Origin of the sequence: Bernardetia sp. ABR2-2B (genome assembly GCF_037126435.1) — a bacterium.
In the GTDB taxonomy this organism is placed as follows: domain Bacteria; phylum Bacteroidota; class Bacteroidia; order Cytophagales; family Bernardetiaceae; genus Bernardetia.
In genome coordinates this window covers 2,002,632-2,016,937 of sequence record NZ_CP147020.1, presented here as the reverse complement: position 1 = coordinate 2,016,937, position 14,306 = coordinate 2,002,632, and the positions used below count along the sequence as shown (strand labels likewise).

General features: G+C 31.8%; 13 protein-coding genes. 5 read left to right on the top strand and 8 right to left on the bottom strand.

The features are described 5' to 3' along the window. Positions 1–22: 22 nt before the first annotated feature. Positions 23–367 (top strand): hypothetical protein, encoded by a 345-nt coding sequence (locus tag WAF17_RS08450; protein ID WP_338768755.1) that lies wholly within the window; start codon positions 23–25, stop codon positions 365–367. A 76-nt stretch (positions 368–443) separates the two neighbouring features. On the opposite strand, the gene WAF17_RS08445 is transcribed toward WAF17_RS08450, so the two are convergent. Continuing rightward, the gene (locus WAF17_RS08445; RefSeq protein WP_338768752.1) at positions 444–2,393 is read right to left on the bottom strand and encodes a DUF3857 domain-containing protein; all 1,950 of its coding nucleotides are present in this window, start codon (positions 2,391–2,393) and stop codon (positions 444–446) included. Positions 2,394–2,465: 72 nt separating this feature from the next. Beyond that, positions 2,466–3,158 carry a hypothetical protein gene (locus WAF17_RS08440; protein ID WP_338768749.1) on the bottom strand — a complete coding sequence of 231 codons (693 nt, stop codon included), beginning with the start codon at positions 3,156–3,158 and terminating at the stop codon, positions 2,466–2,468. Between the two features lie 91 nt (positions 3,159–3,249). Here WAF17_RS08440 and WAF17_RS08435 point away from each other — a divergent pair, with 91 nt between their 5' ends. Continuing rightward, positions 3,250–4,530 (top strand): pitrilysin family protein, encoded by a 1,281-nt coding sequence (locus tag WAF17_RS08435; RefSeq protein WP_338768746.1) that lies wholly within the window; start codon positions 3,250–3,252, stop codon positions 4,528–4,530. 80 nt (positions 4,531–4,610) lie between these two features. Here WAF17_RS08435 and WAF17_RS08430 read toward each other — a convergent pair whose 3' ends face one another. The 4 genes from WAF17_RS08430 to WAF17_RS08415 all read right to left on the bottom strand — a co-directional run bounded on the left by WAF17_RS08430 (position 4,611) and on the right by WAF17_RS08415 (position 8,669). Further along, a complete protein-coding gene (locus WAF17_RS08430) occupies positions 4,611–5,228 on the bottom strand; it encodes a hypothetical protein (RefSeq protein ID WP_338768743.1) in 618 nt (205 codons plus the stop codon). A 243-nt stretch (positions 5,229–5,471) separates the two neighbouring features. After that, the gene (locus tag WAF17_RS08425; RefSeq protein ID WP_338768741.1) at positions 5,472–6,176 is read right to left on the bottom strand and encodes a YiiX family permuted papain-like enzyme; all 705 of its coding nucleotides are present in this window, start codon (positions 6,174–6,176) and stop codon (positions 5,472–5,474) included. A 382-nt stretch (positions 6,177–6,558) separates the two neighbouring features. After that, positions 6,559–7,758, bottom strand: a complete 1,200-nt coding sequence (locus WAF17_RS08420; protein ID WP_338768738.1) for a serine hydrolase domain-containing protein — start codon at positions 7,756–7,758, stop codon at positions 6,559–6,561. 176 nt (positions 7,759–7,934) lie between these two features. Next, positions 7,935–8,669 carry a DUF2071 domain-containing protein gene (locus tag WAF17_RS08415; RefSeq protein ID WP_338768735.1) on the bottom strand — a complete coding sequence of 245 codons (735 nt, stop codon included), beginning with the start codon at positions 8,667–8,669 and terminating at the stop codon, positions 7,935–7,937. A 247-nt stretch (positions 8,670–8,916) separates the two neighbouring features. On the opposite strand from WAF17_RS08415, the gene WAF17_RS08410 reads away from it, so the two are divergent. Next, positions 8,917–10,704 (top strand): ABC transporter ATP-binding protein, encoded by a 1,788-nt coding sequence (locus WAF17_RS08410; RefSeq protein ID WP_338768733.1) that lies wholly within the window; start codon positions 8,917–8,919, stop codon positions 10,702–10,704. 131 nt (positions 10,705–10,835) lie between these two features. Here the strand turns inward: WAF17_RS08410 and WAF17_RS08405 are convergent, their stop codons facing one another. Both WAF17_RS08405 and WAF17_RS08400 read right to left on the bottom strand, forming a co-directional pair. After that, complete coding sequence (locus WAF17_RS08405) at positions 10,836–11,252, bottom strand: hypothetical protein (RefSeq protein ID WP_338768728.1); 417 nt, start codon at positions 11,250–11,252, stop codon at positions 10,836–10,838. 84 nt (positions 11,253–11,336) lie between these two features. Continuing rightward, positions 11,337–11,753: a Rid family hydrolase gene (locus WAF17_RS08400; protein ID WP_338768726.1), complete on the bottom strand. Its 417-nt coding sequence runs from the start codon at positions 11,751–11,753 to the stop codon at positions 11,337–11,339. Between the two features lie 163 nt (positions 11,754–11,916). On the opposite strand from WAF17_RS08400, the gene WAF17_RS08395 reads away from it, so the two are divergent. Both WAF17_RS08395 and WAF17_RS08390 read left to right on the top strand, forming a co-directional pair. After that, on the top strand, positions 11,917–13,005 hold the full coding sequence (locus WAF17_RS08395; protein WP_338760955.1) for an IS4 family transposase: 1,089 nt from the start codon (positions 11,917–11,919) through the stop codon (positions 13,003–13,005). A gap of 246 nt (positions 13,006–13,251) precedes the next feature. Beyond that, complete coding sequence (locus WAF17_RS08390; protein WP_338768723.1) at positions 13,252–14,262, top strand: hypothetical protein; 1,011 nt, start codon at positions 13,252–13,254, stop codon at positions 14,260–14,262. Positions 14,263–14,306 lie beyond the last annotated feature (44 nt).

The window sequence follows — 14,306 nt, the reverse complement described above, 5'->3', positions numbered from 1 at the left end:
GTCAAAAACAGCCACTAAAGCTATGGGATATTACAACTCAAAATTATTTGCAGAAAGACTAGACGAATTTCTTAGAGGAAATATCTGTCCAATTACAAGAAAACCAATGAAACCTTGTGATGTAAATTACAAGTCTGGTTATAGTAGTTTTCATTATATATGTGAAGCCATACATCCAGAAGTGAAAATTGCTCTTTCAGGCTCACTTATTTCTAATGAAGACAAACTCTATGATGAGCTAAAAAATAATGCCTCTTTACAAGAACAGATTATAGGAAAAATAAGGCAGCATAAAGGAGAAGAATTTATGATTGCTACCTATACAGTGCGTGAAGTATTGGAAGGTAAAAAAGAAAATATGGACTAAGCAAAGCTTAAAGATTACTTATAAATAAGAAAACTATTTTAGTTATTGGAAAATAATTAGAGTAGTTTTTTTTGATTTAACGCTGCAAGACAATATTCTGTCTGTAAGCTTGGTGTAATTGTTTTATCATTTCATTCCATTTCTCATACTCTGAAACAGGCAGAATCAGATAATTACTATATACAGAATGTTTCAAAATAATTTGTTCAGAGGTTCGTGTATATTCTACTAAAAAGCCAAAATACTCTGAATCATATTTTTGATTTTGAGGTAGATATTTAATACTTGCTCCTCTTGGTAATTCTAATACATAGACCTGTGTTTTTTCAAATTTGTAATTTGCACTTACAGGAGTTTTTCTCAAACTATCAATTTCTGTATTTCTCCAAATAGGGTTTAGATGAAGGTTAATATAAAACTCGCTATACAAAGACTGCGTATGATTTGGAATTTCATATTCATAGCTTATCTGTAAAGGGTTTTCTCTTGTTGTTGGTAAAACCTCTGTTTTTTTTAGTTGAAGAGTAAGTTCATGAGGGTTGAGAAGGCGTTTGAAGGCTCCTGTTTCCTTCTCTTTGTCTTGAAATTGTAGATAAGGAAGAATTGTAGTTTTGGGAAAACCCTTTAAAGTCATGTTTCCTGTTGCAATTATTTTTGCTCCATCAATCTTTACTTTTGCGCTATCATAAATGCTATTTTGTGAATAGGGAGCAGAATCAACATTTAGTATCTCAAAGTTTTCAGAATCAATGGCTACCAAAGCTTCTTTAGCTTGTATAAAATAAGAAGGAGTTCCAAATGTTTCTTGGTTTCCTGTTGCATCTAAAAAGTAATTTTTATCATTTATTTTAGCAACTACAATCATATGATTATCTACTAAAGGAACTGGCGTTTGAGAATAAGTATAGGGCAAATCTCTTGAGCCTAACCACGCAAAATGCGCTTCAATTCCCTCAACTCTAAGCATTGCTAAAAGCGCACTTGCCATATCCTTACAATCTCCATATTTTCGTTTACAGACTTTTTGAGGCTGTGCTGGTCTGAATCCACGTTCTCCATCTTCAAAGGCAATATACTGTACTTGTGTCGCAACCCAATCAAAAATAGTTTTTGCTTTGGCTAGTTGTGTAGTATCATTTGCTGTTAGTTCATCTACAAAATATTCCAATTCTGGAAAGCCTTTCATTGTATCAATTTCTTTTACGAAAGGATAATACCAATCATACAAATCTTTAATAGAAGAAGATAAAGGTACTTTTTTGTTATTTCCTAGCTCTCTGTTTTTAATAAATAAAACTATATGAGGTTCATAATAACGAAGGTTTGGCGACGATTTTTCATCTATATATTTAGAAACATTTTCTAAAGACCACGTATAAATTTTTCTATTCTCTTGTGTTTTTTCTGTAAACTCAATTCTACTTGTGTCCACTCCAAAAAGCTCAAAACCAATTTCTATATTAGCAGCTACTGAAACTCTAATTTCTGTTTTTTGAGAAGGAATATAAGAAGTGAAGAAAAAACTACCTAAAAAACGAGGTTCTAAAAGTTCTTCTTTGTAAGCAAGGTGTGTCTGTGTTCCTGCTGTGATATTAGAAAATAAAAAAACTTTTTCTTTAACATCATTATAAAAGACATCGTCTGAAACAGCATCACGAGTTTGAAAATTATTTACTTGTTTTTTTCTTATTCCATCTGCCGTCTGAACCAAAGAATAGGCATCAATATCTGATATTTTTGTATAATCTGAATAAGAAATTGCTTCTTGTGCGTAGGCTTGTGAGTGCAAACGCAGATGCAACATGCGTGATTCTATTTGTGAAATAATTTTGAAACTATCTTTTTTTGTATCAAAATCAATATTTATTTCTTTTTTTCTGAAAACAAAAACAGCTTTTTCTTTAGGATAAATTTTTCGATATTCTTCTAAAAGTAGATTTTGAGAAAACAAATTACTAGAAAGAGAAGTGAAAAGTAGAAATAAAATACCCACCAGTATTTTTTTATCAAAATTATATTTTTTCATGTTAAAGCGTCATTTAGTCAATTGACTTAGGATAGTTTTTATAATTACTCTATTCAAATGATTAGCCATAATTTAGTTGCCTTGTGATAAAATAAACTTTATATGATTATTTACTTCGTCTGAATGTGTAAGAATCATAAAATGTCCCCCATCCTCAATCATAAAATGAGTTGCGTTTAATTTTTTTGTAGAAAAAGGAATTACTAAATCATTTGTGCCGTGAATTTTAAATATCACATCTGAAATAATCTTTTTGTCGTTATTTTCCCAATTTAAAATCATCTTTATAAATGACTTAGCAAACGTTGGATTTGAGTTTCTTATGATTTGATAAAGCTGTTTTTCTTCTTTTCTATATTTTTTGCTAGTTACTCCAAAAGCAAAACTAAGAAGTTTATTAGGCTTGTTGAGTAGAAAAGTAGGAATAAAATAATACAGTTTTAGTTTCCCAAAGAGTTTGTATAAAAATGGAATTTCATTCGGATTTGAGGCACTTGAAATTAAAATATTTTTTTCTGTCTTGATATGTTTTGAAAGCTCTGAGACCAACATTCCACCAAAAGAAACGCCTATCAGAACTACTTTTTTTGTTGTATTTATTTGTGAAGAAAGTTGTAGAGCATACTCTTCCAAATTATCAGTTTTTGGTTTTTCCCATTCTATAAATCTATGTTTTTTTTCTTTGAGAAACGAAAGGTTATCAAATACTGACTTATCTGCACCAAGTCCAGAAAATAGATAAATTATGGTTTCAGATGTATTCATAAAGTAAAGTTAAAACTTTCAGTTAGACAAAATCAATACTTATTCGTTACTTTGTAAAGCTAAAGTAAAAAACGACGATTTTAAAATAAATATGAGTTCAGAAAATTCAACTAATTCAGATAATTACCAAATCCATACATTTCCAAATGGCATTCGTTTGGTTCATTGTAGAGTAAATCATACCAAAATAGCGCATTGTGGTTTTAGCTTAGAAGTAGGAAGCAGAGACGAAAAAGAGCATCAAGAAGGAATCGCTCACTTTTGGGAACACATGGCTTTCAAAGGAACTCAAAAAAGAAAAGCCTTTCATATTATTAATCGTTTGGATGCTGTTGGGGGCGAACTCAATGCCTTTACGACAAAAGAAAAGATTGTTTTTTATGCTTCTGTTTTAGATGAGCATTCTGAAAAAGCAATTGATATTTTATCAGATATTGCTTTTCGTTCTATTTTTCCAGATAAAGAAATTGAGAAAGAAAGAGGTGTTATTTTGGAAGAAATGGCAATGTATAAAGATAATCCTGTTGATTTATTGGATGATGAGTTTGATGAAGTAGTTTTTGGAAATCACGCCTTAGGAAAACAAATCTTGGGAACAACTGAAAGTGTGAGGCGATTCAAAAAGACTGATTTTGAAGAGTTTGTAGGGCAAAATTTAGATACAAGTCGCCTTATTTTTTCTTCTGTTAGTCGCCTACCGTTTGAAAAAGTAAAAAAAATGGTAGAAAAATATATTGCTGATATTCCTGTATATTCTTCTACTTTATATCGAAATCCTGCACCTTTCATAAAAGCACAACATATTATAAAACCAAAATCTATTTCACAGGCACACTGTATGATTGGTGGTGCAGCTTATAATTTACATGATAAAAAACGCATTCCTTTTGCACTCTTGAACAATTACCTAGGAGGACCTGCGCTCAACTCTCGTCTAAATCTTTCCCTTAGAGAAAAATATGGTTTGGTTTATTCTGTTGATTCGGGTTTTTCGGCATATAGCGATTCTGGAATGTTTGCTATTTCGTTTGCCACAGAAAAAAAGAGTTTGAATAAAAGTTTGAATTTGGTTCTGAAACAGCTCAATCTTCTCAAAGAAAAAACATTAGGAAGTGGACTTTTTCATACGGCCAAACAGCAGTTTAAAGGGCAGTTAGCAATGTCTAGTGAGAGTAATTCGGGTTTGATGATAGGAATGGGAAAATCATTTTTGGATTTTGGAAGAATGGTTTCTCTACAAGAGTTTTTTGACCAAATAGATGCGCTTACAGTCTTAGACTTGCAAGAGATTGCACAAGAGATTTTCAGAGAAGAGAATTTACATCGTCTGATTTATATGCCTGACGGAACGCAAGAAGATGAAGAAGAGTAGTCATAGAAAAAGCCTTCATTTTTATCAAAATGAAGGCTTTTAGCTTGTGTAATTATTCGGAAGGATTTTTTAGTAGGCTATTATTTATCGTCTCTACCATGCTTTCTTCCTTTACCATGTTTGTCTTTTTTATCAGCTTTTATTTGCTCATATTTAGTAAACTGGTCGCTAGAAAGAATAGACTTCAATCCAGTTTCAAAAGCATTTTTAATGGCTTTACGCTCTTCTTTATCTACTTTTTCATCTCCTGCAGCTTCTTTCAGAGATTGCATTTTGGTCATTCTAGTAACTAAAGCAGCTTTTACTTTTGTTGCTTGTGCATCTGTCAAAGAAAGTTCTGTTTTCCATTTTTCAATACGCTTTTCAGCTCTCTTGTTTGGGTCTTTGTGTTCTGCTCTTAGAGCTTCGGCTTTTTTGCGTTGTTCTGGTGTCAAAATTTTGTCCATCTCTGCCTTAAACTCGGCTCTGTTTGCTTTTGCATCAGCTTTTCTTTCTTCTCTTTTCTTTTCGTGCAAAGCTTTTATTTGTTCTACTTGTGCATCTGAAAGGCCAAGTTCTTGTTTCATTTTTTCTATGCGTTCTTTGTGGCTGTGGTGTCTTCCATGTCTGCCTTCTCCGTCGTGCTGTGCAAATGTAGTAAATGAAAAAGTAAAGAATAAGGCTAAAGATAAAATTGCGATTTTTTGAATGATTTTCATAATTGATATAAATTAATTGTTGAATGAAATATGTTTTAGTGAATAGTTTTGAATACACTTCAATTCTTGTTGGTATTCGTAAGGTTAGATACAAGTGAAAAGCGAAGGTTTAATTTGAAATATATTTTTTAGAAAAAATATTTTAGTAGCCCAGATAAAAGTCTTTCTGCTTTTCGTAGGGTTAGATACAAATAGAAAGCAAAGGTTTAATGTGGATTTTTATAAAAGAAAACCCTACGAATTTTAAAAATTGGTAGGGTTAGGAACAGAAATTAGTTTATCAGACTGAAAAATAGCAGCAGGGGAGATTACATTTTCATCATAAGGAATTTGATTTTTATATCGCTCTTTCATTTTTTCTCTGACAGCTTTACTTTCTAAGTCAAAACTAGACAGTTTTTCTAATTCCCCAATTTCTATATCTATGCCTTCCTTATAGATTTTCCAAACAAGCTCGGAACAATATATTCTTTCATCAGACCATTCAAAATAGAGGTCATAGTTTTTTCCTAAAAAAGTTTTTCCTAGATTTTTCATTTTATGCAAAGCCTCAAAAGTTAGTATTTTGTCAGCATTTTTCAGACGTTTAATTACAAAATGAGCATCTTGCCCTCTTTTTATCCATTCTTTCAAAGGTGTAAATTTCACTGGCTGAACAGCTTCTAAGACAAGAAAATTAGTAGAATCTTTCTCTGATTTGAAAATAATACCGACATGGCTATATTTTGAATGTGTGGCGAGTTGAATAGCCTTGCTTTGTGAAGAGATAGAAGTTTGAAAAATAATATCTCCTTCGTTTATGATGTTATTTTCTTGAGTTTGTTTCTGCTTCTGAACTAGATTTTCTTTCAGAGATTGTACTGGTTTGTCTGATTTTTTGGTTGTACAAGATAAAGTTGAGAAGAGAAAGCTAAGTAAATAAACTATTTTGAAAATAGACCTTATCATGATTTTTCTAATTGAGTAATCAGAAACAGGTTTTTTATACTGTTTCGTAATTAAAATTTTTGTATTAAACCCTAAAGGTAAGGTGTTTAGAATTTTGAAATTCCTTCGTTCAATTTTTTTTAAAAACGCATAAGAATAAATTGTATTTTAGCTGCGTAATATGGCTGTTTTTGTTCAAAATGTGTTAAGTTTCAATATTACGCAGCTACGCAGCTTTATGAAAATTAAAATCTTGTTCTACAAACATCACGCAGCTACGCAGCTAAATGACTAAAAACTGTACGAAAAAATAGCTAAATTCTGAACACCCTATCCTAAGTGTCTTAAAGAACCTTAGGGTTTCGAAAAATACTTTCGCTGGAGTATATTCAACAGCTAAATTTTATTGTAATTTTTTACCTAATTCAAATGCTTCTTCATATATTTCTGTCAAGTCTGCATCACTCATATTCGTAAATACAAGAACACCAATTTTGGTAACAGGGTCAAAAGCCATCTCTGTACTTGTGCCTTGTTCGCCTCCATTGTGTCCCCAAAGACCTAAAGATTCGTTTTGAAGAAACATATGTAAACCCATTGTCTCATCAAGATTTGGAATTTGTTTTGTAAGCATTTCTTCTACTGTTGAAGATTTGAGCAGCTCATAACCATCAAAACTACCTCCATTAGCGATGGCAGCCGTAAAGTTAGCCATTTCTCTTGGTGTCGTACGCAATCCACCATTTGGATAATCTGGAAAAGTATAATGATCAATTTTTACGAAATCATCATCTTCCACTTCATACGGCTGAACAATTGTTTCTGTAATCTCATCTAATCTCCAGCTTGTCGAAAGCATTCCTAGAGGAGTGAAAATATCATCTCTTGTATATTCTACGAAACTCTTTCCCGAAATTTCTTCTACCAAAAGACCAATAAGCGCAGAAGCTGCATTACTATAATTAAATTCTGTTCCTGCTTCTGCATCTGAAAAATTATCATTTGCATCATAACGAGAACCACCTTCTTTGAGGTAACTTTCCATAAACGATTTCAATGCAATAGGCGTGTCTCCACCAAATGTATAATTATCATATAATAAATCTCCATCTATAATAGAAGAAGTGTGAGTAAGAAGCATTCGAAAAGTAATGGGTGTGTCAGAGTTAGGGTTATTGACAGGAAAAGAAAGATAATCATTGATTGGGTCATCTAAGTCAAACTTGCCTTCATCATACAAACGAAGCAAGGCAACTCCTGTAACTGTTTTTGAGATAGAAGCAATCAAAAATAAATGACTTTCTTCTAAAGGTAAGTTCTGCTCTACATTTGATTTTCCATAATACCCTTCATGTAAAATCTGGTCATCTTTGAAGATAATTGCGCCCACAGCAGGAAGGCGTTGAGATGACATTTGAGAAGCCACGAAGTCATCAAATATTTGTTCGTCTGTACTGGCGTTACCATCATCGTCTCCATCTGCAGGAGGATCAACAACATCTACATCAGGTTCTGGGTCGCTATCTCCACCACCACAACTTGAGAGTGAAAAAGTAAATAATAAAACTACTACTAACAGCACAGGAAATTTAAGAATATTCATAATAAATGAGTTTGGGTTTAAAATAAAGTGAGCGTTTGAATAAAATATTATTTTTCGTTTTTAAAACATACTGCAATTAAGTCTATTTTGTTACTCAATTCCTAAAAGAGCATATAGACAAAGTATAGACAAACCTCAAAAAGTCATCAGAATTTATCTAAAAGCATCTTTTTTACTTATCTAATCTTACTTTTTGGCTCTACGGTAATTTCCGAACCCTCAGCAAGTAGTACAGAAGCTGGTTCTTGATGATTCAAGAAGGCAAACTCTTTTCCGTACATTTTCTCAAAGTCAGTCTCTATTTTATAATCCAAAACTTTATACTGTTGCCATCTTGGGTGTGTAACTTCATACTCATTAGTTTCTCTTTTATTTTTCTTTGCATATCCCCAATAGTGTTCTGTGATAAATTCTGCTTTACTTTCTTTTTCTATCTCACTCAGATTTTTTTCAGTTTTGAGATAAATAGAATTGAGTTTTTCTTTTGAGTTCTTTTGCCACGTATATTCTATCTCTCTGTCATTTTGATTTTCAATCCATTGATGGCTCATTTTCATTGTCTGATAATTTTCTCCATACACTGTATTGGCGACAAAAGTAATGGCTGGTTTAGGAACAATCTCTTTTATAAAAACTACACCTCTTTTATAATCATTATTCATTTTATCCTCGTCTGTATCGTATCTCTTGACATAGAAACGCAAATTGACCTCTTCAAAATTGATATGAAAAGGAATAGGTACTCCTAATAATCTCACATTTTTAAACATAAAACCAATCAGACTGACATAACACTTTCCTTCCCAAAAATCTAATTCTGTTCCGTTAGGAAGGTAAGGATACAGTATATTAGGGTCAATTTCATAATTTGCAATCGCTAATTTTCGCCATTCAGCTTTTAGGAAACTCATATTTTTATAGAATTAAAATAGCTAAGAATATATCTCGTTAAATATTATTTGATGTTTGATAAACTCCTCAGACTATCTTTGGTTCTTAAAAAATCAAAACAAGTCTTTTCCTAACCTATAAAAATAAAATTCTCTCTAACTTTTGATGTATCTTTATCGTTAAGACCAAATACTTGTAGCTACAATCGTTTTTGAAGTTACGTATAACAGACTTCACAGTCTGTTATACAGAATATAAATTAATAAAATGAAAGAACTTTTTGCCTTAAATAAATATTTTTATCGATACAAATGGCATCTTTTGGGTGGTATTTTTTTCGTATTGATGTCCTGTGTTTTTGCTATTATTCCTGCCCAAATTGTGCGTCATGCTTTTGATTTGATAACCAATACAATCAGAATGAATGACCTTTTTGAAGGCACAGTAGGGCAAGAGCAAGTGATGATTACCTTTCGAAATGTAGTTTTGCTTTACGGAGGACTTATTTTATTGATGGCTCTTATTCGTGGACTATTTTTGTTCTTCCAACGCCAGACGATTATTGTTATGTCTAGGCTGATTGAGTATGATTTGAAGAACGATATTTATGTTCACTATCAAAAATTGCCGTTAGCTTTTTATAGAAAAAACAATACTGGTGACCTAATGAACCGAATATCAGAAGATGTTTCACAAGTTAGAATGTATCTTGGTCCTGCTATTATGTACACTATTAATATGGTCGGAACGGCTGTTTTGGTAATTTCTTATATGCTTACAATTAATGTACGCCTTACGCTTTTCTCGCTTTTGCCGTTGCCTATTCTTTCGATTAGTATTTATTATGTCAATAATTTAATCAATAAACGCTCTATTCTGATTCAGCAAAGCCTCTCTAAAATGACCACTTTCGTACAAGAAGCTTTTTCTGGTATTCGTGTGATGAAAGCCTATATTAGAGAAGATGATTTTTCAAGAGAATTTGAAGGCGAAACAAAAGATTATTTTAATAAATCATTGGATTTGGTGCGTGTCAATTCGCTTTTTTTGCCTTTAATTATCGGACTTATTGGGCTTAGTACAATTCTGACGGTTTATGTTGGGGGAATTGAGGTAATGAGAGGAACAATTACGACAGGAAATATTGCTGAATTTGTGATTTATGTAAACCTCTTGACTTGGCCTGTTGCTTCTTTGGGTTGGGTTACGAGCCTTACACAACGTGCAGCAGCTTCACAAGAACGTATCAATGAATTTTTGAATACAAAAAGTGAAATTGTATCGACAGAAAATAAAAAGACGGAAATAAAAGGAAAGGTAAAATTTGATGATGTAACTTTCATTTATCCAGATTCGGGAATTAAAGCCTTAGAAAATGTCAGTTTTGAGATTCGTGAAGGACAAACACTTGCAATTTTGGGTACGACAGGCTCAGGAAAAAGTACGATTGCAAACCTTATTTGTAGAATGTATGACGTAAATGAAGGACAAATTATGATAGACAAAACAGCACTTCAAGAGTACGAAGTACAGTATTTGCGTTCGAATGTCGGTTATGTTCCACAAGAAGTATTTTTGTTTTCTGATTCTATTCGAAATAATATTGCTTTTGGATTCAATGAAAATGATTTTGAAGAAAATCAAATCAAAGAAGCTGCAAGAGATGCTGATTTGTTAGAAAACATCGAACGCTTTCCAAAAGGATTCGAAACAATGCTTGGCGAACGAGGAATTACACTTTCTGGAGGACAAAAGCAGCGTGTCAGTATTGCTAGAGCAATTATTCGTAATCCAAAAATAATGATTTTGGATGATAGTCTTTCAGCAGTAGATACAAAAACAGAAAATGCGATTCTTCAAAATATGAAACGTATAATGAAAAATCGCACCTCTATTATTATTTCACACCGTGTTTCTTCTGCCAAACTTGCTGACTATATTATCTTCTTAGATGAAGGGAAAATAGTAGAACAAGGAACACACGATGAGCTTTTAGAAAGTAATGGGCTTTATACAGAACTCTATGAAAAGCAGTTGCAGGAAGAGGTTTCTTAATCAATTAATAATGGTCAATTACAAATTACGAATTGAAAATCAGATACATTAAAACTATAGCATTAATTAATCTTTAAGGAATGTCTTGCTTTATCAATGTAATTGTTGAAATTCCGTAATCTGTAATTGAATTAAGCTACTTTTATCCAATCTTCAGCAGATTTTACTGTACTAAAATACTCAACTTTAATAAGGTCTTGATAGTGCATACGAGCCATAGCTGAAATTTGAGCAGCAGGATAACGTTTGAAGAAATCACGCTCTTGTATGATTGCCATAGATTGATAACCAGCTTCTAATGCACGTTTTAGCCAATCTTCCATAGCCCACGTTAGGTCTTGCTTAGAAATTCCTTTTGCTATCTTACGGTCATCATTTATAATTTTAGAAATCTGATGTTCTTCCATCCAACCAATTACATCATTTAATGCTTTGCGATAACCTTCGCTGTGCATATCGCCACGCCATTTTATCATCAAGCAAGGCACTTCTGGATTTAGTTTTATTAAATATTGTGGTGTTTCGGCTAAAATTTGAAATTCAGTCATTGGTAATCTATATGTTTTGTTCTATTAAATTTCTAGTTTGTAATTTCTGTTTTGTAAAACAAGATGCAAAATTACACAATTTTATTAAATTGTAGCTACACATTTTAATTCAATAGCAATTGGAGTCGGAAGAGAACTAATTCCTAAAGTCGTACGGCAAGGCTGATTATCTTTAAAATATTCTGCATATACTTTATTATACTTCTTAAAATCATCTTCCATATTTGTCAAGAAAACTGTAACATCAACTAGCTTATCCCAACTGCTTCCACTTGCTTCCAAAATTGCTTTTACATTCTGAAAAACAGTATGACATTGCGCTTCTATATCATAAGAAACTAATTTTCCATCTTCATTATAAACATTTCCATGTATTTCGTTTGTTTTGGCATCTCTTGCTCCTACGCCAGAAAGAAATAATAAATCGCCTACTTTTCTTGCGTGAGGGTACAAACCTACTGGTTTGGGTGCGTTATTGGTTTCAAATTTTTGATTAGACATAATTAGAATAAATTTAGAAGTTAGAAATAAATACAAAAACAAAAGATAAAATTAAAATTCTCTCTTATTCTCCTCAGTCCTCTGACAAAAGATTTTAAATTTAGATAAAAAAAAGCCATAATTGAGTTTCTCACAAAATTTTTCTCACAAAATTTTCTCAATTATGGCGAAAGCAAAGTATGCTTCTAGTGGTAAAGTTACAAAATTAGTTAGTGTTTTATCTTCTCATTTAAAAGGGTTTCATTTAGCCCGAGTTCAATTTATAGGTCTTTTTGTAATAGCTGTTATAAAGGTAGGTCTAGGAGGTTTAATTCAAATTGCAACTGCGTTTGAAAGGAATGTAGAATACAGTTCTTCTTTACGTCGTATAGAACGCTTTTTAAATTATTATGAGCTTGATTTTCAAGCAATTACTAATTTGATTATTTCCTTAGAAGGCATTGAACAATGGGAAAATATCGTACTGTGTTTGGATAGAACGAATTGGAAAGTTGGAAAAGAGCATATTAATATTTTGCTTCTCTCAGCAGCTCATAAAGGGGTATCTATTCCTCTTTGTTGGTCTGTACTTTCGAGGACAGGAAATTCAGCTACTCAACAACGAATTGATTTGATAGAAGATTTCTTAAATCAATTTCCTAATTTATCTATTACTGCTCTTGTAGCAGATAGAGAGTTTATAGGTAAAAAATGGTTTTTCTATTTAGCTACAAAAAAATTTGATTTTGTAATGCGTATAAAATCTAACTTTAAAGCTACTAGAAAAGGGAAAACAAAGTCTATTGTAGCATGGTGTAGAGGGCTTTCGATTTCAGAAACCTATCAACTAGATGGAACATTTGTAGTCAATGAAGCAGAGGTATATTTATCTGTAAGTCGAACACAAAAAGGATATATTTATTTAGCATCACCTGTTTTATTGGATAATATTTTTGAAATTTATAAACAACGTTGGGAAATCGAAACGTTGTTTAAAGCACTAAAATCACAAGGTTTTAACTTAGAAAATACAAAATTAACAGAACCAAATAAAATAGCTAAATTAATTGCTTTGTGTTCCATTGCCTTTGTTTGGTGTTACAAAGTAGGAGAATGGAAACATAAAAAAACAAAAATAAGAGTCTGTTCAAATGGATATAATGAATACTCTTTTTTCAGATATGGATTAATAGAAATTAAAAAAATACTCAATAATCCAATGACTAGTGAAACTAAATTTGATCAAAAAATTAAAGTTTTGTCAATGGAGTAAGCTTATTCTCTTTAAGTTCTGTAGTTCAAAATGTAGTTGTATTTCTTGTGCAGCTTAATTTCTCTCTGTGGCTTAGTGTTTAAAGAAGTTTTATTTCCACAAAAATCATTAATTTTGATTTGCTTTTTTAGATATAGAATACTTCTTTACCCAAACTCTCGTTAATAAAAACATAAAAGATATAGAATAATCATCTTGTTTTCAAAACTAAAAAAATAAAATCAATTATAAGTGATAAATCAAATTATGCAAAAAATAAAATCCCCTGTTTTTATCTTTTTCTGTCTTTCTCTAATCAGTTCTTTTGTTTTCTCATCTTGTCTGACACAAAAAGAAACACTACCTGATATTTCAGATTTGAAAGTTAATGTGGAAATAGAAAGAGTAGATAGAAAAATATTTGATGGACAAAGCAAAGAGGAGATTCTAACTTATTTAAAAGAAAACCCTGATTTATTACTAAAAGGTTTTCGTGTCAATGATATTCGAATTTTGGAAGAACTTGTAAAACGAGCAAACGACCCTTACATTGATACTGTCCAAAATCAAGTAGATAAATTGTATGATTTTGATGAGTTGAGGCAGCAATTAAATGATGTTTTTAGTTATACAAAATTCTATTATCCTAATTTTTATGTTCCTAAAGTATATACAATTGTAGCAGGTTACGAAATGGATGTAGTGCCGAGTGATAGCATGTTTTTGGTAGGGTTGGATTATTTCTTGGGAGAGCAATCGTATTATCGTCCTCCTATTGAAGCCATTCCGAATTATCTTTGGGAGCGTTATCATCCAGAAGCCATACAAACACATATTGCTAGAGAACTTTCAGGAAGGTATAATTTGAGTAACCCGTCTGATAATAGCTTAATAAATGAAATGATTTGGTGGGGAAAAACATATTATTTTATCGAAAAAGTAGTTCCAAAAGCTGCTGATTCTTTAGTTATTGGTTATTCATCTCAAGAAATTCAAGACTGCGAAACCTATCAAACCGATGTTTGGGGGCATTTTGTAAAGAATGAATTATTCTATGCCACTTCACAAGTAGAAAAACGAAAATATTTAGAAGCTCGTCCTCATACTTTCGAAATTGGTCAAGAATGCCCCGGACGTATTGCTCAATGGCTCGGTTGGCAAATTGTTAGAGCATACATGAAACAAAATCCAGAAGTTACACTGCCACAGCTTATGAAAATGAAAAATCATAAAGATATTTTTGAGCAGTCTAAATATCGACCTCAGAAGAAAGAATAATTTTTTATTACTTAATTTTCCTTAAAAAAATAATAGTAAAAGCA